Annotated in this window: 16 protein-coding genes; 6 read left to right on the forward strand and 10 right to left on the reverse strand. The window is 69.5% G+C overall.

Annotated elements, in window-relative coordinates; genetic code table 11:
• The first annotated feature begins 6 nt into the window (after positions 1 to 6).
• Complete coding sequence (locus tag LZ009_RS15890) at positions 7 to 1,626, forward strand: MFS transporter (protein WP_275698923.1); 1,620 nt, start codon at positions 7 to 9, stop codon at positions 1,624 to 1,626.
• Positions 1,627 to 1,656: 30 nt separating this feature from the next.
• Here LZ009_RS15890 and LZ009_RS15895 read toward each other — a convergent pair whose 3' ends face one another.
• A complete protein-coding gene (locus LZ009_RS15895; RefSeq protein ID WP_275698924.1) occupies positions 1,657 to 2,166 on the reverse strand; it encodes a MarR family winged helix-turn-helix transcriptional regulator in 510 nt (169 codons plus the stop codon).
• A gap of 124 nt (positions 2,167 to 2,290) precedes the next feature.
• Here LZ009_RS15895 and LZ009_RS15900 point away from each other — a divergent pair, with 124 nt between their 5' ends.
• The 5 genes from LZ009_RS15900 to LZ009_RS15920 are packed head-to-tail and all read left to right on the forward strand — an operon-like array spanning position 2,291 to position 7,606.
• Complete coding sequence (locus tag LZ009_RS15900) at positions 2,291 to 3,280, forward strand: Bug family tripartite tricarboxylate transporter substrate binding protein (protein ID WP_275698925.1); 990 nt, start codon at positions 2,291 to 2,293, stop codon at positions 3,278 to 3,280.
• A gap of 8 nt (positions 3,281 to 3,288) precedes the next feature.
• Positions 3,289 to 5,577: a xanthine dehydrogenase family protein molybdopterin-binding subunit gene (locus tag LZ009_RS15905; protein ID WP_275698926.1), complete on the forward strand. Its 2,289-nt coding sequence runs from the start codon at positions 3,289 to 3,291 to the stop codon at positions 5,575 to 5,577.
• On the forward strand, positions 5,570 to 6,442 hold the full coding sequence (locus LZ009_RS15910; RefSeq protein WP_275698927.1) for an FAD binding domain-containing protein: 873 nt from the start codon (positions 5,570 to 5,572) through the stop codon (positions 6,440 to 6,442). The genes LZ009_RS15905 and LZ009_RS15910 overlap by 8 nt, the downstream gene beginning before the upstream one ends.
• The gene (locus tag LZ009_RS15915; RefSeq protein ID WP_275698928.1) at positions 6,439 to 6,915 is read left to right on the forward strand and encodes a (2Fe-2S)-binding protein; all 477 of its coding nucleotides are present in this window, start codon (positions 6,439 to 6,441) and stop codon (positions 6,913 to 6,915) included. Before LZ009_RS15910 ends, LZ009_RS15915 begins: the two co-directional genes overlap by 4 nt.
• Positions 6,905 to 7,606: an SRPBCC family protein gene (locus LZ009_RS15920; RefSeq protein WP_275698929.1), complete on the forward strand. Its 702-nt coding sequence runs from the start codon at positions 6,905 to 6,907 to the stop codon at positions 7,604 to 7,606. Before LZ009_RS15915 ends, LZ009_RS15920 begins: the two co-directional genes overlap by 11 nt.
• 13 nt (positions 7,607 to 7,619) lie before the next feature.
• Here LZ009_RS15920 and LZ009_RS15925 read toward each other — a convergent pair whose 3' ends face one another.
• From LZ009_RS15925 to LZ009_RS15965, 9 genes are read right to left on the reverse strand one after another with little or no spacing between them, the layout of a single operon-like run.
• The gene (locus LZ009_RS15925) at positions 7,620 to 8,453 is read right to left on the reverse strand and encodes an FRG domain-containing protein (RefSeq protein WP_275698930.1); all 834 of its coding nucleotides are present in this window, start codon (positions 8,451 to 8,453) and stop codon (positions 7,620 to 7,622) included.
• A 24-nt stretch (positions 8,454 to 8,477) separates the two neighbouring features.
• Positions 8,478 to 9,494, reverse strand: coding sequence for a porin (locus tag LZ009_RS15930; protein ID WP_275698931.1), 1,017 nt, complete (start codon positions 9,492 to 9,494; stop codon positions 8,478 to 8,480).
• A gap of 16 nt (positions 9,495 to 9,510) precedes the next feature.
• The gene (locus LZ009_RS15935) at positions 9,511 to 10,467 is read right to left on the reverse strand and encodes a PDR/VanB family oxidoreductase (RefSeq protein WP_275698932.1); all 957 of its coding nucleotides are present in this window, start codon (positions 10,465 to 10,467) and stop codon (positions 9,511 to 9,513) included.
• A gap of 4 nt (positions 10,468 to 10,471) precedes the next feature.
• Positions 10,472 to 11,500 (reverse strand): aromatic ring-hydroxylating oxygenase subunit alpha, encoded by a 1,029-nt coding sequence (locus LZ009_RS15940; protein ID WP_275698933.1) that lies wholly within the window; start codon positions 11,498 to 11,500, stop codon positions 10,472 to 10,474.
• 14 nt (positions 11,501 to 11,514) lie between these two features.
• On the reverse strand, positions 11,515 to 11,736 hold the full coding sequence (locus LZ009_RS15945) for a recombinase-like helix-turn-helix domain-containing protein (RefSeq protein ID WP_275698934.1): 222 nt from the start codon (positions 11,734 to 11,736) through the stop codon (positions 11,515 to 11,517).
• A gap of 19 nt (positions 11,737 to 11,755) precedes the next feature.
• Positions 11,756 to 12,727, reverse strand: a complete 972-nt coding sequence (locus LZ009_RS15950) for a Bug family tripartite tricarboxylate transporter substrate binding protein (RefSeq protein WP_275698935.1) — start codon at positions 12,725 to 12,727, stop codon at positions 11,756 to 11,758.
• 20 nt (positions 12,728 to 12,747) lie between these two features.
• Positions 12,748 to 13,722 carry a Bug family tripartite tricarboxylate transporter substrate binding protein gene (locus LZ009_RS15955; RefSeq protein WP_275698936.1) on the reverse strand — a complete coding sequence of 325 codons (975 nt, stop codon included), beginning with the start codon at positions 13,720 to 13,722 and terminating at the stop codon, positions 12,748 to 12,750.
• 5 nt (positions 13,723 to 13,727) lie between these two features.
• Entirely contained in the window at positions 13,728 to 14,687 is a 960-nt protein-coding gene (locus LZ009_RS15960; RefSeq protein WP_275698937.1) for a VOC family protein, read from the reverse strand.
• A gap of 10 nt (positions 14,688 to 14,697) precedes the next feature.
• Positions 14,698 to 16,182: an aldehyde dehydrogenase gene (locus LZ009_RS15965; RefSeq protein WP_275698938.1), complete on the reverse strand. Its 1,485-nt coding sequence runs from the start codon at positions 16,180 to 16,182 to the stop codon at positions 14,698 to 14,700.

A 16,182-nucleotide genomic window follows, 5' to 3' on the forward strand; every position in this document is an offset into this window, starting at 1 on the left:
GCGCCTTTGCCCGACTCCCGCTTCGACGAAACCGACACGCGGCGTCCCGTCGTCCAGCCCGAATCCGCGTTCGGGCCGCTGCAGTCGCGGGTGTTCCGCATGCTGTGGTTCACCTGGCTGGCCGCCAACACCTGCATGTGGATGAACGACGTGGCATCGGCCTGGCTGATGACGTCGCTGGGGCCCTCGCCGCTGTGGGTCGCGCTGGTGCAGAGCGCCTCGACGCTGCCGGTCTTCGTGCTGGGCATTCCCAGCGGCGCGCTGGCCGACACGGTGGACCGCAAGCGCTACTTCATGTTCACGCAGTTCTGGGTGGCGATCGTGGCCACGGTGCTGTGCGTCGTGATCGTCACCGACCACCTCACGGCGCCGCTGCTGCTGGCGCTGACCTTCGCCAACGGCGTCGGCCTGGCGATGCGCTGGCCGGTGTTCGCGGCCATCATTCCCGAGGTGGTGAGCCGGCCGCAGCTGCCCCAGGCGCTGGCGCTGAACGGCATCGCGATGAACGCCTCGCGCATCATCGGGCCGCTGGCCGCCGGCGCGCTGATCGCCAGCGCGGGGAGCGCCTGGGTGTTCGTGCTGAATGCGGCGCTCTCCATCGTGGCCGGCCTGGTGATCTGGCGCTGGCGGCGCGAGCACCGCGAAAGCCCGCTCGGGCGCGAGCCGCTCACCAGCGCCATGCGCGTGGGCGTGCAGTACGTCTGGCAATCGAGCCGCATGCGCGCCCTGCTGGTGCGCATCGCGATCTTCTTCCTGCACTCCACGGCCGCCATGGCGCTGCTGCCGCTGGTGGCGCGCGCCCTGCCCGGCGGCTCGGCCGGCACTTTCACCCTGCTGCTGGCGTCGATGGGCGTGGGCGCCATCATCGCGGCTGTCCTGATGCCGCGCATCCGGGCCTGGCTGCCGCTGCAGAAGCGCGTGGCCGTGGGGACGATGGTGCAGTCGGCCGCGATGCTGGTGGTCGCCTTTTCGCCGACCATCTGGCTGTCGGTGCCGGCCATGGTGTTCTTCGGGGTCTGCTGGATCACGGTGGCGAACTCGCTGACCGTCGCCGCGCAGATGGCGCTGCCCGACTGGGTGCGCGCGCGCGGCATGTCGATCTACCAGATGGCCTTGATGGGCAGCACGGCGCTCGGCGCCGCCGTCTGGGGCCAGGTCGCCACCGTCAGCAACATCCACGAGGCCCTGGCGATCGCCGCGGTGAGCAGCGTGGTCGTGATGGCGCTGGCGCAGCGCTTCGTGGTGGACCGCGGCACCGAGGAAGACCTGACGCCCAAGCCCGGCGTGCTCAAGGTGCCGGAGATGATCGAGCCGCCGCGGCCCGGCCGCATCCAGCTGCGGGTGGAGTACCGCATCGATCCGGCGCGCACGGAAGAATTTCTGGCCCTGATGCAGGAGAGCCGCCGCGCCCGCCTGCGCCAGGGCGCGCTCGACTGGCAGCTGCTGCACGACCTGTACGACCCCGCGCACTACGTCGAACAGATCATCGATGCGTCGTGGACGGAGCACCTGCGCCGCTTCGACCGGGTGACGGCGGATGACGTGAAGCTGCGGGACCTGCGGCTGTCGTTCCACGTCGGGGACGCGCCGCCCCTGGTCACGCGCTACCTCATCGAACAGGAGTAAGGTGGGTTCGCGCAGCGACCCCGCCATTCCTCACTCGCTCGCCTCCTCCCCATCCGCCCCGCACAAGTCCCGCAGCTTGTGCAAAGCGCCGAACAGCGCGCGCCGCTCCACCGGCGACAACTGCCGGATGAAAGCCGCCTGCCGCTTGCGCGCCACCGGCATCACCTGCCGATAGAGCGCCAGGCCTGCCTTCGTCACCACGCAGGTCACCTTCTTCGCCGCTTCGCTGCGCATGTCCAGCAGGCCGCGCTCCTGCATGGCCCGCAGCGTCCGGCTCAACTGGCCCTTGTCGGTGGCCGAGCGCACGGTGAGTTCGGCAAAAGGGAGCTCGCGCGCCTCCGCCAGCACCGAGAGCACGCGCCACTCGGGCATGGTCAGGCCGAACTCCCCGGTGTACTGCAGCGTGACCGTGCGCCGCAGCGCATTGCCGGTCGTCACGACCAGCGTGGTCAGGAAATCGTTGACCAGCAGGCCACGGCCGTCCTCGTCCAGGTCGTCCCAGGGGCTGGCTTGCTGCGTGCTGTCGTCGGTCGGGGGCATGGAGGGGGCGGATTGTTCCACAGGTGAGATTTGTCCCAGGCAGCTGCAAGGATACCTCTTGTTGACATGTCAACACAGGCCTAGGATGCGCGTGTTGACCAATCAACACAACTGGAGAGCACCCATGCACGCATCCCGTCGACAGCTGGCGCTTGGCGCCCTTGCCCTGGCCTGCGGCCTGGCCCTCGCGCCGGCCTCCGCCCAGACCGCGTACCCGGCCAAGCCGATTTCCATCGTGGTTTCCTACCCGCCGGGCGGCGACACGGATGCCATCGCGCGCATGTTCGCCGAGAAGCTGTCGCAGCGTCTCCACCAGTCGGTGATCGTCGACAACCGCCCGGGCGCCGGCGGCACGATCGGCAACAGCTACGTCGGCCGTGCCGCGGCGGACGGCTACACGCTGCTGTTCACGCCCAACCCCTTCACGACGGCGCCGATGGTCATGGGCCTCGCACCCGCCGCCAGCTACGACGTTCTGAATGGCTTCGAGCCGATCATCAAGACCGCCACCCAGCCGCTGCTGCTGGTGGCCAACCCCGGTGCGGGCGTGAAGTCGGTGCCGGAACTGGTCGCCGCCGCCAAGTCGGGCAAGACTCTCAGCTACGCCAGCCCCGGCGCCGGTTCGCCGATGCACTTCGCGGGCGAATGGCTCAATCGCAGCGCCGGCGTGAAGCTCTCGCACGTGCCTTACCGCGGCGTCGGCCCCTCGGTGACCGACGTCGTCGCGGGCCACGTCAACACCGCTTGGGTCACCATCGGCGCGGTTTCGCAATACGTGAGCACCAACCGCTTGGTGCCGCTGGCCATCGGCGACGCCAGGCGCAGCAAGCTGGCGCCCAACGTGCCCACGCTGGTGGAGTCGGGCTACAAGGACGTGGTGGTCGGCGCCTGGAACGGCTTCTTCGCGCCCAAGGGCACGCCCAAGGAGATCGTGACGCTGCTCAACACGCACCTGAACGCGATCCTGAAGGAACCGGAAGTCGTGGAGAAGCTCGCCACCTACGGCGCCGAGCCGGCCGGCGGCGCGCCCGAAGTGCTGCAGCGGACCAATGCCGAGGAATACGCGCAGATGGGCAAGCTGATGAAGGAACTGGGCATCAGCGCCTCCAACTGAGACCCGCGATGACTGCCTCCACGCTCGGCACCGCGGTGCCCCAGGTCAACGCCCGCGCCAAGGTGCTGGGCCGCGCCCAGTACACGGGCGACCTCCAGCTGCCGGGGATGCTGCATGCCAAGGTGCTGCGCAGCCCCTGGCCGCATGCGCGCATCGTCCGCATCGACGCCACCGAGGCGCTGGCGCTGCCCGGCGTGAAGGCGGTGATCACCGGCGAGGACGGCCCGCAGGTGCCCTGGGGCGTGCACAAGAAGGAGCGCCTCACCTTCGCCCGCGGCATGGTGCGCTTTGCCGGCGAGGAAGTCGCCGCCGTGGCCGCCGTGAGCGAGGAGATCGCCCGCGACGCGCTCGACCTGATCCAGGTCGAGTACGAGGAGCTGCCCCCCTTGCTCACGCCGGAAGCGGCGCTCGCGGCCGACGCGCCGCACGTGCACCCCGGCCGCAGCGACAACGTCGCGCACGACATCCGCTACGAGCGCGGCGACGTCGATGCGGCCTTCGCCCAGGCGCACCTGGTGCACGAAGCGACTTACACCACGCATGCCCAGTACCCGGGCTACATGGAACCCATGGCCACGGTGGCGACGGTCGATGCCGACGGCCGCCTGCAGGTGTGGACCTCCACCCACTCGGCGCACCTGGTGCGGGCACGCCTGGCCGCGGTGCTGGAACTGCCGGTGACGCAGGTGCGCGTGATCCAGGCCACCACCGGCGGCGGCTTCGGCGGCAAGATGATCGAGGACGCCAACAGCCTGGTCGCCGGCGCGCTGGCGCTGCGCACCCGCCGGCCGGTGCGGGTGGTCAACAACCGGCTGGAAGATTTCCTGGCCGCGCCGTCCAGCGTGCCGGAGCGCATCACGCTCAAGCTGGGCATGGACCGCGCCGGCCGCATCGTCGCCAAGGACGTGCGCATCGTCGCCGACTGCGGCGCCTACAGCGGCCTGGCGCCGGAGGTGATGCACGTGAGCGCCATGCGCAGCGACAACATGCACCGCAACGCCAACGTACGCTCGCACGCCACCCTGGCGTACACCAACACGCCGCCGCACGGCGCCTTCCGCGGCTTCGGCGGCACCCAGATGCAGTTCGCGCTGAACAGCCACATCGACACGATGGCGCGCAAGCTCGATCTCGACCCGGTGCAGGTGCACCGCATCAACGCGATCGAGGCCGGCGAGACCTCGGTGCACGGCTGGAAGATCGGCAGCACCGGCCTGCAGGAGTGCCTGTCGCAGTGCGTCGACGCGATCGGCTGGAACGACAAGCGCGGCCGCGGCGCGCGCCAGGGCGCCAAGCGGCGTGGCGTCGGCATCGCGGCAGCCATGCACGTGAGCGGCAACCGCACCATCGGCAACTGGGACGGCTCCAGCGTGATGGTGAAGATCAACGAGGACGGGCGCGCCATCATCCACTGCAGCGAGGCCGACGTCGGCCAGGGCGCGCAGACCATGCTGTGCCAGGTGATCGCGCACGAGCTCGACATCCCGCTGGCGCACGTGCACATCACCCTGCCCGACACGGATTCCTCGCCCTGGGCCATCGGCACGCTGGCCTCGCGCGTCACCATCGTCGCCGGCAACGCCGCCATCGTCGCCGGGCGCCTGGCGCGCGACAAGCTGGTGGCGCAGGCCGCGCTGATGCTGCAGGTGGACGCGTCCGAACTGGAATGCGCGAACGGCACGGTGCGACTGAAGGCCGACCCGGCACGCAAGCTGACCCTGGCCGAACTCGCCCGCAATCACATCTGGAAGCACGGCGGCGAAGGCATCCAGGTCACCGGCAGCTGGGACGCCCAGACCACCATGTTCGACAAGCAGACCATCATGGGCAACATCTCGCCGGCCTACTCCTTCGCGGCGCAGGCGGTCGAGGTGGAAGTCGACACCGCCACCGGCCAGGTGACGCTGGTCGACAGCTTCGTCTCCGACGATTGCGGCAAGGCCTTCAACCCGCTGGCGGTGCACGGCCAGAGCAACGGCGCCGCGGCGCAGGCGATCGGCTGGACGCTGTACGAGCAGCTGGTGCTGGAAGACGGCCGCATCGCCAACGGCAACTTCGCCGACTACACCATGCCGACGCCGGACGCCTTGCCCATGCTGCGCAGCGGGATCGTGGAGTCCATCGACCCGAACGGGCCTTACGGCGCCAAGGGCGCCAGCGAGTGCGCGATCCTGCCCGGCGCCGCGGCGATCGCCAACGCGGTGTTCGATGCCGTCGGCGTGCGCATCACCGACCTGCCGATCACGCCCGAGAAGGTGCTGGCGGCGCTGCGTGCGCGGGAGGCCGGCCATGCGTGATTTCGACTTCCTGCAGCCCGCGACGGTGGCGGAAGCCAGCCGCATGCTGGCCGACCTGGTCGACGAGGTGCGCGTGATGGCGGGCGGCACGGCCCTGATGCTGGCGATGCGCCAGCGCATGGTGACGCCGACGCACATCGTGTCGGTGGCCAAGCTCGAAGCCTTGCGCGGCATCTCCTTCGATCCGAAACACGGCCTGCGCATCGGCGCCTTGTGCAAGCACAGCGACGTTGCGCGTTCGGAAATCGTGCAGAAGCACTATCCGGTGCTCGCGGCGATGGCGGCACAGGTCGCCAACCCGCAAGTGCGCAACCAGGGCACGCTCGGCGGCAACCTCTGCTACGCCGACCCGGCGACCGATCCGCCCGGCTGCCTGATGGCGCATGGCGCGCAGGTGGTCCTCGGCAGCGCGCGCGGCGAGCGCGTGCTGGCCGTCGAGGAGTTCCTGGTCGACTACTACGTGACGGCGCTGGAGCCGGACGAACTGGTCACCGAGATCCGCGTGCCGGCGCCGGTGCCCGACAGCAGCGGCCACTACACGCGCTTCCTGCGCACGGCCGCCGAACACCGGCCCCTGGCCAGCGTGTCGCTGGTGACGCGCCGCGACGGCGCGCTGTGCCGCGAGGCCAGGCTGGTGGTCGGCGCATCGGTGGCCGTGCCGCATCGGCTGGCGCGCGCCGAGGACTTCCTGCGCGGCAAGCAGGTGACGCGGGAGGTGGCCGCCGAAGCCGCCGCCATCGTCGCCGAAGACATCACCCCCATTTCCGACATCCGCGGCTCGGCCGACTACCGCCGCGACATGGTGCGCGTCGTGGCCCGCCGCACCATCGCCGGCCTGTTCGGCGTGGAAGGAGAACCTGCATGAGCAAGCATTGCATCGCCCTCGTCGTCAACGGCGAGCGGCAGGAAGCGGAAGTCCCGGCGCGGCGCATGCTGTCGGACTTCCTGCGCGACGACCTGCACCTCACCGGCACCAAGCGCGGCTGCGAGACCGGCACCTGCGGCGCCTGCTCGGTGCTGGTCGACGGCGAAGTGGTGAAGTCCTGCCTGTCGCTGGCCGTGCAGGCCGACGGCTGCAGCGTCACCACGGTGGAAGGCCTGGCGCAAGGCGAGCGGCTGCATCCGCTGCAGGAAAGCTTCATGCAATGCGGCGGCCTGCAATGCGGCTACTGCACGCCCGGCTTCCTGATGGCGTCGTGCACCCTGCTCGCGCGCAACCCGAGGCCGACCGAGGAAGAAGTGCGGCACGGCCTGGGCGGCAACCTGTGCCGCTGCACCGGCTACAGCCAGATCGTGGAGTCCGTGCTGGACGCGGCGGAGAAGATGCATGGAAATTGAGAAGACCCTGGACATTCCCGCGCCGGCCGCGCGGGTGTGGGAGCTGCTGCTGGACCCGCAGGTGATGGGCCGCACCGTGCCCGGGATGCAGTCCATCGAGGTGGTCAGCCCCACCGAGTACAAGGCGCTGATGGCGGTGAAGATCGCCTTCGTCAGCGCGAAGTTCAAGCTGAAGACGACGATCGTGGAGCAGCGCGCGCCGCACTACCTGCGCGCCGAAGGCACGGGCGAGGACGCTTCGGTGGCCAGCTCGCTCAAGCAGCAAAGCGAGATGTTCCTCGGCGAGCGCGCGGACGGCACGACCGAGCTGCGGATCAAGGTCAAGGTCGACGTGCTGGGGCGCCTGGGCAGCTTCGGCCTGAGCGTGATGAAGACGAAGGCCGACCGGATGTGGGACGAGTTCGGCCAGAACCTCGTTCGCGAGCTGGGCCCCAAGGTGGAAGCCCCGTCGGCACCCGCGCCCGCGCCGGCGAAGGTCGAGGCGGTGGTCGTCGAGGCGCCGAACCTGCAGCCGGCGGCTCCGGGTTGGCTTCAGCGGCTGCTGGCGGGTTTGTCGCGGCGCAGGGCTCCCGCCAACGAACGCAGCATCCGCATCGAGATCCAGCGCGAAGGGACGACGGTGACCGTGCACTGGCCGCTCGAAGCGGCCAACGAGTGCGCGGCCTTGTTGAAGGAACTGATGCGCGCCTGACGGCCGCCGCCGGTCACGACCCGGCCACGCCCCCGGGCAGCGTCGGATCGTCGCTGTGGGCGCGCTCGTAATCCTCGACGAGCCGCTCCCAGATCGCCTCCAGCTCGTAGCTGACCGAGCGCGCCAGGCCGTCGAGATCCGGGAACAGCGTGGCGTAGGTGACGTTCATGCGGTACAGCGCGCGCATCGCCTCCTCGCGCATGGCGGCCGACAGCACGAACTGCGTGAGCAGGTTCTCCGAGCCGCCATAGCAATCGAGGATGGCATCCAGCGGCTTGTCCAGCACGCCGGGCAGCACGAACAGTCCCGACTGCGCGACCAGGCGGCTGTCCATCTCCGAGGGCTCGCCGAACCAGATCACCGGCAACCGGTTGCCGGCGAAGTACGCGTCGAAATTGCCGGGCACGCGCGGGTCGATCTTGGTGCGCGTGAGCGAGGGGTCGAAGGACGGCGCGCCGTGCCACAGCGCCGGCGTATTCAGGGCGAACACGGCGACGTCGTGGGTCGCGCTTTCCAGGGCGAAGAAGGCCGCGACGAAAGGCGACTTGGTGAAGTCCAGCAGGCGCGTGGAGGCGCCGTGGTGCTGCATCAGCGCGAGGCAGCGGAGGTCGTCCTCGAGCGCCGCGCGGTCGTGCAGGTAGACGTGGGCCTTGCGCCGGAAGATGCGCATGGCCCGCGCCTCGCGCAGCGGCCAGAGCCGGGAATCGGGCGAGAACTGCTGCAGCCGGCGCGACAGCGAGGGCACCAGCGGCCATTCCAGCGACACGTGGCCGCGGAAGGCCCAGCCCTCCAGCGCATCGGTCTGCGCCACGAACTCCGACCAGCGCTCCAGGCGGATGACTTTCATCACCCGATCTTAGCCGCGCTGCCGTCAGAAGATGTGGCGAATCCCCGCCTCGTAGCCGTTCGAGTTGCCCCCCAGCGTGGTGCCCGGCGCGGCCAGGCCCTGCACGCCGATCGAGCGCTGCGCGCCGTCGCTGTTGCTCACGTGCGCCACGGTCGCATAGAGCTGCGTGCGGCGCGACAGGTTGTAGCCGTAGCCGATGGCGAACTTGGTCCAGTCGGCGTTGCTGTTGCTGGTGTCGTAGCGGCTCGCCTGCGCGCGCACTTCGCCCGGCCCCACCGGCGCGACCACGCCCAGTTCCAGCGCCGTGATCTTCACGCCGTTCTTCTGCTCGGTGGCCCACAGCAGCGAAGGCCGCGCGATGCCGAAGTCGTAGGAAATGCCGGCGTTGTGGATCTTCACGTTGTCGGCTGCCGTCGCGCCCTTCAGCTCGCCGGTGGCCGCCGCCAGGTTCAGCACCTTGCTGCGCCAGCCGCCGCGCACGCCCCAGTACTTGCCTTGCCTGGGAGCGCCGGACGGCTGCTCGCTCGGCGTGTACTGCAGCTGGCCGTAGAAGCCGCCCAGGTTCGCCGGCAGGAAGTAGCTGATCGCGTTGCTCACCTGGATGGGCGCGCCCTGCATGATGAAGGCGTTGTTGCCGCCGACGCCGTTGGTGAGGAAGGGGTCGAAGATCAGCGTGTTGAGGAAGGTCGCAGCGTCGTCGCGACCGAGGCGCAGCTCGCCCCAATGGGCGCCGGACAGGCCCACCGTGGCGCGACGGTTGAAGTTCAGGCCGCCGGCCAGGCCCTTGCCGATGCCGGTATCGACATCCAGGCCCGCCTCCAGCCAGAAGCTGGCTGCCAGGCCGCCACCGAGATCCTCGGTGCCGCGAAAGCCGAGCCGGCTGATGTTGGCGCCGCCGGTGGACACGCCGGTGCGCGAGGTGTCGGTGCCGGTGAGGTGCGCGATGCCGACGTCGACGACGCCGAACAGGGTGAGGGACGATTGGGCAAAAGCTCCGCTTGCCGCGCCGGCCAGCGCCAGCGCGATCAGTTTCTTCTTCAAGTTTTTCTCCGGGGGTTTACAAATCCAGTACGAGTCGCTCGCTCTTGCAGCCGCCCACGCAGACCATCATGGTCTTGTTGCTCGCGCGCTCGGCCGGGCTCAGCACCGAGTCGCGGTGGTCCGGGGTGCCTTCCAGCACGCGGCTCTCGCAGGTGCCGCAGACGCCTTCCATGCAGCTGTACTCCACGTGCACGCCTTCGTCGATGATGGCCTGCAGGATGCTCTTGGCCGGCGTGATCTGGATGACCTTGCCGCTGCGCTTCAGCTCCACGCTGAAGGTCTCGCGCGCATCGCTGGCAGCCTTCACTTCCACGGGTGCGAAGCGCTCGATGTGCGCGTTGGCGTAACCGAGCGACTCGCAGGTCTGCACGAAGCCGTCCAGCATCACCGCCGGGCCGCAGGCGTAGTAGTGCGCCTGCGCGCCCTGCTCCACGCGCGCCAGCAGCCGGCGCAGGTCGGGCGGGCCGCCCTGCTCGTCGTCGAAGTGCAGCGTGAGCGGCACGCCCAGGGCATGCACTTCGTCGAGGAAGGCCGCGCTGGCCCGCGAGCGGGCGAACAGCATCAGCTCGAAGGGCCGGCCCAGCGCCTTCAGGCGGCGCGCCATGCACAGGATGGGCGTGATGCCGATGCCGCCCGCCACCAGCACCGTGTAAGGCGCGTCCTCGTGCAGCGGGAAGTTGTTGCGCGGCGCCGAGATGTCCAGCTTCTGGCCGACCCGCAGCGTGTCGTGCACGTAGCGCGAGCCGCCGCGGCTGGCGCGGTCGCGCAGCACGCCGATCACGTAGCGGTGCCGCTCGCCGACCGGGTTGACCAGCGAGTAGTTGCGGATCAGGCCATTGGCCAGGTGCAGGTCGATGTGCGCGCCGGCGTCGAAGGCGGGGAACTCGCCGCCGCCCACGGGGCGCAGCTCGACCCCCATCACGCCGTCGGCCTCGTGCCGCATCGTGTGGACGAAGGCTTGCAGCATCGTCATGGCTTCAGCCCGCCGTGGCCCCGAGCTGCTCGGTCGCCAGTTGCTTGAGCACGCGGCGCAGGCGCACCAGGCCGATGTCGTGCTGGTACAGGTGCTCGTACTGGTCGGCGTCCGGCTCCATGTCCTCCAGCATCACGCGGTCCTGCTCCAGCACGTGCCAGTGGCGTGCCTCCAGCCGGTTGCGGTACAGGAAGCGCCAGGTGTCGCGCATCCAGCCGCTCACCTTGCGGCTGCGCCAGAAGAACACGGCCGCCATGTTGGGCGCGATCGGCGTGAAGCTGCCGACGATGCTGAAGCTGCCGCCCGGGCCGCCGGTCTTCGGATAGGGAATCGCAAGCCGCATCCAGTGGATGTTGGTGCTGCCCCATTCGGTCCAGTCGAAGTTGACGCCTTTCTGCCCGGTCTTCTCGAACACGAAGCCGGCGTCGGTGGGACGGATCTGGAACTGCGCGGTGTTCTCGCCCTCGGCCATCGAGTGCGACTGCTTGTGCAGGAAGGTCCCGTGCATCGGGTCCATCACGTTGTCCATCACGTAGCGGTAGTCGCCTTTCCACTCCGTGTAGCAGAGGAAGTGCGAGTACTCGGGGCTTTCCAGCTCCTCGGGCAGTTCCAGCGGCGGCGGGGTGTCGATGTTCTCGTCGCTGTTGAACAGGAACACGGCACCGTGCCGTTCCTGCACGTGGAAGGACAGCGTGGGGCGCGACCCTTCCAGCTTGCAGCCGGGGCTGCCGGGCACCTTGGTCACCGTGCCGTCGCAGCGCACTTCGACGCCGTGGTACGGGCAGGCCAGGCGGTCGCCGAGCACTACGCCTTGCGACAGCGGCGCGCCGCGGTGGGGGCAGCGGTCTTCCAGCGCATGCAGCTTGCCGGCGCCGTCGCGCCAGAGGGCGATCTTGCGGCCGAGGCGGCGCAGCGCGACCGGCTTTTCCTTGACGAAGCCGGAGGGGCAGATCGGGTACCAGAGGTTCTTCAGGCCCACTTCGAGCAGGGCATCGACGGGATCGGCGGCCTGGGCAATCTTGATCGGGATCATGGTACTTCTCTCCTTCAGGCGCCCAGGCGCGCCATCAGGGCGCAATAGGACGATTCGGTCCAGGGCTGGCCGTTCTCGGCCGAGGGGCCGGTGCGGTTCAGGTAGCCCACCAGGCCGGGCAGGTCGTGGATGCCTTCGGCGAAGGCGCGCTCGATGGCGTCGCCCAGCAGGTCCTCGAACTGCGTGGCCGGGCGCTGCTTGGCTTGCTCGGGCTGCAGGTAGCGGTCTTGAGTCATGGTGTGTCGCCTCGCGTCTTCAGTCGGCCGAGATGCCGAAGTCCTTGATGATCTTGCCGAAGCGGGCGTTGTCGTCCGCGGTGGTCTTCGCCAGGCGAGCCGGTTCGCCGCCCGCGGGCAGCGCGCCGAACACCTTCATCTTGGCGACGACGTCGGGCATCTTCAGGATCTCGTTCATGTGCGTGTTGAGCGTCTTCTGGATCTCGGGCGGCAGGCCCTTGGGCGCCAGCAGGCCCTGCCAGGCGCCGACCTCGACGTCCTTCACGCCCAGTTCGGCCAGCGTCGGCACGTTGGGCGCGAGCGGCGAACGCTGCTTGTCGGCCACGGCCAGCACGTGCACCTTGCCGCCGGCGACGTAGGGCTCCACCGGGCCCCAGGTGATGAAGGTCAGCGGAATGTGGCCGCCCAGCACGTCGTTGACGGCCGGCGCAACGCCGCGGTACGGCACGTGGGACACCTTGACGCCCGCCGACTTGTTGAACAGCTCGCCCAGGATGTGCATCGGCGAGCCGCTGCCCGGGCTGGCGTATGACATGGGCTTGCTGCGCGCGGTAGACAGCAATTCCTTCATGTCCTTGGGACCGGTGGCGCTCGAGACCAGGAACAGCGGCTGGGTGGCGGTCTGGATGATGGGCGTGAAGTCGGTCAGCACGTCATAGGCGTTGCCGGAACCGGTCTTCACCACCAGTGTGGCGATGGAGAGCGTGCTGGGCGCCATCAGCAGCGTGTAGCCGTCGGCGGGCGCCTTGGCGACGAAGCTGCTGCCGATGATGCCGCTCGCGCCCGGCTTGTTGTCGACGATGACCGGCTGGCCGAGGCGCTGCGTGAGCTTCTCGGCGTACAGGCGCGCCATCGCATCGGTGTCGCCGCCCGCGGGATAGGACACGACGATGGTGATCGGCTTGCTGGGCCAGTTGCCCTGCGCGAAAGCGGCAGGGGCAAGGCAAAGGGCGGCGGCGAGCGCCAGGAGGTGACGGCGATGCGATTTCATGGACCTTCCTTGTCGGCGCCTTATTGCGCCTCGATCTTGCGGGTGCGGATGATGGGAGCCCAGGTCGCCGTCTCCTTGCGGATCAGGTCGCCGAAGGCGCCGGTGGTGACGAGCCAGGCATGCAGGCCCTGCTGCTCCAGCCGCGCCTGGTTGGCGGGCGTGGTCAGGATGCGGTTGATGTCCTTGGCCAGCTGTTCGACGACGGCGGGCGGGGTGGCCTTGGGCGCGAGCACGCCGTACCACGAGGTGACGGCGATGCCGGGCACGCCCGCTTCGGCCAGCGTGGGCACGTTCGGGATGTTCGGGTCGCGCGTGGCATCGGTCACGGCCAGCGGACGCAGCTTGCCGGCCTGGATGTGCGGCAGCAGCACCGGCAGGTTGCCGATGATCATCGGCACGGTGCCGCCCAGCACGTCGTTCAGGCCCGGGCCCGAGCCCTTGTAGGCCACGTGCAGGAAGTCGGCGCCCGCCTGCTGGCCCAGGAGTTCGCCGGCCAGGTGCAACTGGCTGCCGACGCCGGGCGTGGCGTAAGCGACGCTGTTCGGCTTGGCCTTGGCCAGCGTCACCAGTTCCGCGATGGTCTTGGCCGGCACCGCGGGGTTCACGGCAACCACGTTGGCGGCGCGCGCCAGCGAGCTCACCGGCGCGAAGTCGCCCAGGATGTTGAGGCCCGCGGCCGGCATCAGCGTCGGGTTGATGGTCAGGTTGCCGGCCGGGATCACCAGCAGCGTGTGGCCGGTGGGCACCGAGCGCTTGACCTGGTCGATGCCGATGTTGCCGGCCGCGCCCGGCTTGTTCTCCACGATCGCGGTCTGCTTGTATTGCGCCGCCAGGCCGTCGGCCAGCATGCGCGCCAGCGTGTCGACCGGGCCGCCGGGCGGGAATGGCGCGACGATGGTGAAGGGCTTGGTCGCGAGGGCGGCCACGTCCTGCGCCTGCACGGCGGGGACGCAGGCCAGCGCGGCCAGCGTGAAGGGGAGGAGGAATTTGCGCATGGGTGTCACTTCTTGTCGGTGATGAACTTGCCGGTCGGCGCTTCCGCCGATTTCTGGCGGCGGGTGTTGCCGTCGATGCCGCCGTCGATGGCCCACTCGGCGAACACGGTGGGGCCGGGCTCGAACTCGCGCGGCTGCCAGTCGCCGGTGAGCTGGTCCTCGTCGGCGTAGTACTCCACCAGCGCGCCCGCCGGGTTCTTGAAGTACCAGAAGTAGGCCGAGGAGATCGGGTGCCGGCCCGGGCCGAGCTGGGTGTCCCAGCCGCAGCGCGAGATGTGCAGGCCGCCGCCGAACACCTCGTGGATGTCGCGCACGGTGAAGGCCACGTGGTTCAGGCCGGCATGCCTGTCCGGGCGCTGCAGCAGGAACAGGTCGTGGTGGCCGCCCTCGGGCGCACAGCGCAGGAAGGCGCCCTTGCCCGGGTAGCGGTCGGAGGCGGTGAAACCGAAGTTCCCGGTGTAGAACTTCTCGCAGGCGGCCACGTCCTTGACGAAGAAGACCACGTGGCCCACTTCGATCGGCTGCGCGCGCTCGTAGGCGGGCGCGGCCTGGTTGACGCGGCCCTTGCGGTTCCAGGTGTTGTAGTCGGCGCTCTGGACGTCGACGTCGTGCTTCTTCGTCACCTGGAAGCGCACGGCCAGGCCGTTGGGGTCGGTGCAGCCGATGCGGCCGCCCTGCTCCACAAAGCCCGGTTGCTTCGCGATGCGCTGTGCGTAGGTGACGAGGTCGGCCTCGCTCTCCACGCCCCACACCACTTCGCGCAGGGTCGGGCCGCTTTCCATCGCCGGCGGCAGGTCGGCGCGGGTGCTCGCGGCCACGATCACTCGGCCGCCGTTCAGGGTTTCGAACACGAGGCGGTCCGCCTCCTCCGCCACCAGCTTCAGGCCCCAGTCCTGGAAGAAGCGCTTGCTGGTGGCGAGGTCGTCCGCGCCGTAGGTGATTTCGTCGATGCCGAGGGTGGCCATGGCTTGTCTTTCAGTTCGCCCAGGCGATCGGGTTGGTGTTGAGGCCCCAGTACAGGCTCTTCTGCTCCATGTACTGCTGGATGCCGAGGCGGCCCTTCTCGCGGCCCAGGCCGCTGTCGCGCCAGCCGCCGAACGGCGTGGAAATGGAGAACTGCTTGTAGGTGTTGATCCAGACGGTGCCGGCCTGCACCGCGCGGCCGATGCGCCAGGCCTTCTGGTAGTCGCGCGTCCAGATGCCGGCGGCCAGCGCATACACGCTGTCGTTGGCCTGCCGCAGCAGGTCCTCTTCGTCGTCGAAAGGCATGGCCACCAGCACCGGGCCGAAGATCTCTTCCTGGCAGATGCGGTCGCTGTTCTTCAGGCCGGCCAGGATGGTGGGCAGGTAGTAGTTGCCCTTGTCGTACAGCGCGCCTTCGGGCCGCTTGCCGCCCGTGAGCAGCTGGCCACCCTCGGAGCGGCCCAGCGCCACGAAGCTCTCGATGGTCTCGCGGTGCTTGGCCGTGATCAGCGGGCCCATCTGCGTGCGCTCGTCGGCCGGGTCGCCCACGCGCAGCGCCGCGGCCCTGGTCGCCAGCTTGTCGAGGAAGCCCTCGTACAGCTTGCGCGCCACGAACAGGCGCGAGCCGGCGATGCAGGACTCGCCCGAGGAGCTGAAGATTCCGTACAGCACGCCGTTGACGGCGTGATCGAGGTCGGCGTCTTCCAGCACCATGGTGGCCGACTTGCCACCGAGCTCCAGCGACACCGGCATCATCTTGTCGGCGGCGATGCGGGCGATGTGCTTGCCGGTGGATGTGCCGCCGGTGAAGGAGACACGCTTGACCAGCGGATGCTTGGTGATGGCGTCGCCGATCACCGAGCCTCGGCCAGGCAGCACGCTGACCATGCCGCGCGGCACGCCGGCTTCTTCGCAGAGCGCGGCAAGTTCCAGCGCCATCAGCGGCGTGACTTCGGCGGGCTTGATCACCACGGCGTTGCCGGCAGCCAGCGCCGGTGCGAGCTTCTGCGCTTCGCTGGCGATGGGCGAGTTCCACGGCGTGATCGCCGCGACCACGCCCATCGGCTCGAACACGCTCATGGTGAAGAAATCGCCGCGCGACGGCGTCATCGCTTCTTCCATCGTCTCCAGCGCGGCGGCGAAGAACTGGAAGGTGCCGGCGGCGCTGGCGACCAGGTTGCGCGTCTCGGGGATCGGCTTGCCGTTGTCCAGGCGCTGGCGCTGCGCGAGCGGCTCGGCCCGTTCGCGGATCAACGCCGCGACGCGATGCAGGACGGCGGCGCGCTCGTGCGGCTTGCGCTGCGCCCAGCCGCTGGTGCGGAAGGCGTGGTCGGCGGCGGCGATCGCCTCCTCCACGTCGGCCTGGCTGGGCGCGCGCAGGCGCGCGACCACTTCGCCGGTGGCGGGATAGAGCGTGGCGCCCTCGTCGCCGCGGCCCAGGCGCCGTTCGCCGGCGATGAAGAGGGGCAGCAGTTCCTTCGAATCGGTGACCAGCAT

The organism is Ramlibacter paludis, from assembly GCF_022012305.1.
GTDB lineage: Bacteria > Pseudomonadota > Gammaproteobacteria > Burkholderiales > Burkholderiaceae_C > Ramlibacter > Ramlibacter paludis.

Excerpts from the sequence above, each read along its gene's own strand:
- LZ009_RS15895 (WP_275698924.1), bottom strand. The coding sequence starts at position 2,166 with ATGCCCCCGACCGACGACAGCACGCAGCAAGCCAGCCCCTGGGACGAC.
- LZ009_RS15900 (WP_275698925.1), top strand. The coding sequence starts at position 2,291 with ATGCACGCATCCCGTCGACAGCTGGCGCTTGGCGCCCTTGCCCTGGCC.
- LZ009_RS15905 (WP_275698926.1), top strand. The coding sequence starts at position 3,289 with ATGACTGCCTCCACGCTCGGCACCGCGGTGCCCCAGGTCAACGCCCGC.
- LZ009_RS15910 (WP_275698927.1), top strand. The coding sequence starts at position 5,570 with ATGCGTGATTTCGACTTCCTGCAGCCCGCGACGGTGGCGGAAGCCAGC.
- LZ009_RS15915 (WP_275698928.1), top strand. The coding sequence starts at position 6,439 with ATGAGCAAGCATTGCATCGCCCTCGTCGTCAACGGCGAGCGGCAGGAA.
- LZ009_RS15920 (WP_275698929.1), top strand. The coding sequence starts at position 6,905 with ATGGAAATTGAGAAGACCCTGGACATTCCCGCGCCGGCCGCGCGGGTG.
- LZ009_RS15925 (WP_275698930.1), bottom strand. The coding sequence starts at position 8,453 with ATGAAAGTCATCCGCCTGGAGCGCTGGTCGGAGTTCGTGGCGCAGACC.
- LZ009_RS15935 (WP_275698932.1), bottom strand. The coding sequence starts at position 10,467 with ATGACGATGCTGCAAGCCTTCGTCCACACGATGCGGCACGAGGCCGAC.
- LZ009_RS15940 (WP_275698933.1), bottom strand. The coding sequence starts at position 11,500 with ATGATCCCGATCAAGATTGCCCAGGCCGCCGATCCCGTCGATGCCCTG.
- LZ009_RS15945 (WP_275698934.1), bottom strand. The coding sequence starts at position 11,736 with ATGACTCAAGACCGCTACCTGCAGCCCGAGCAAGCCAAGCAGCGCCCG.
- LZ009_RS15950 (WP_275698935.1), bottom strand. The coding sequence starts at position 12,727 with ATGAAATCGCATCGCCGTCACCTCCTGGCGCTCGCCGCCGCCCTTTGC.
- LZ009_RS15955 (WP_275698936.1), bottom strand. The coding sequence starts at position 13,722 with ATGCGCAAATTCCTCCTCCCCTTCACGCTGGCCGCGCTGGCCTGCGTC.
- LZ009_RS15960 (WP_275698937.1), bottom strand. The coding sequence starts at position 14,687 with ATGGCCACCCTCGGCATCGACGAAATCACCTACGGCGCGGACGACCTC.
- LZ009_RS15965 (WP_275698938.1), bottom strand. The coding sequence starts at position 16,182 with ATGCTGGTCACCGATTCGAAGGAACTGCTGCCCCTCTTCATCGCCGGC.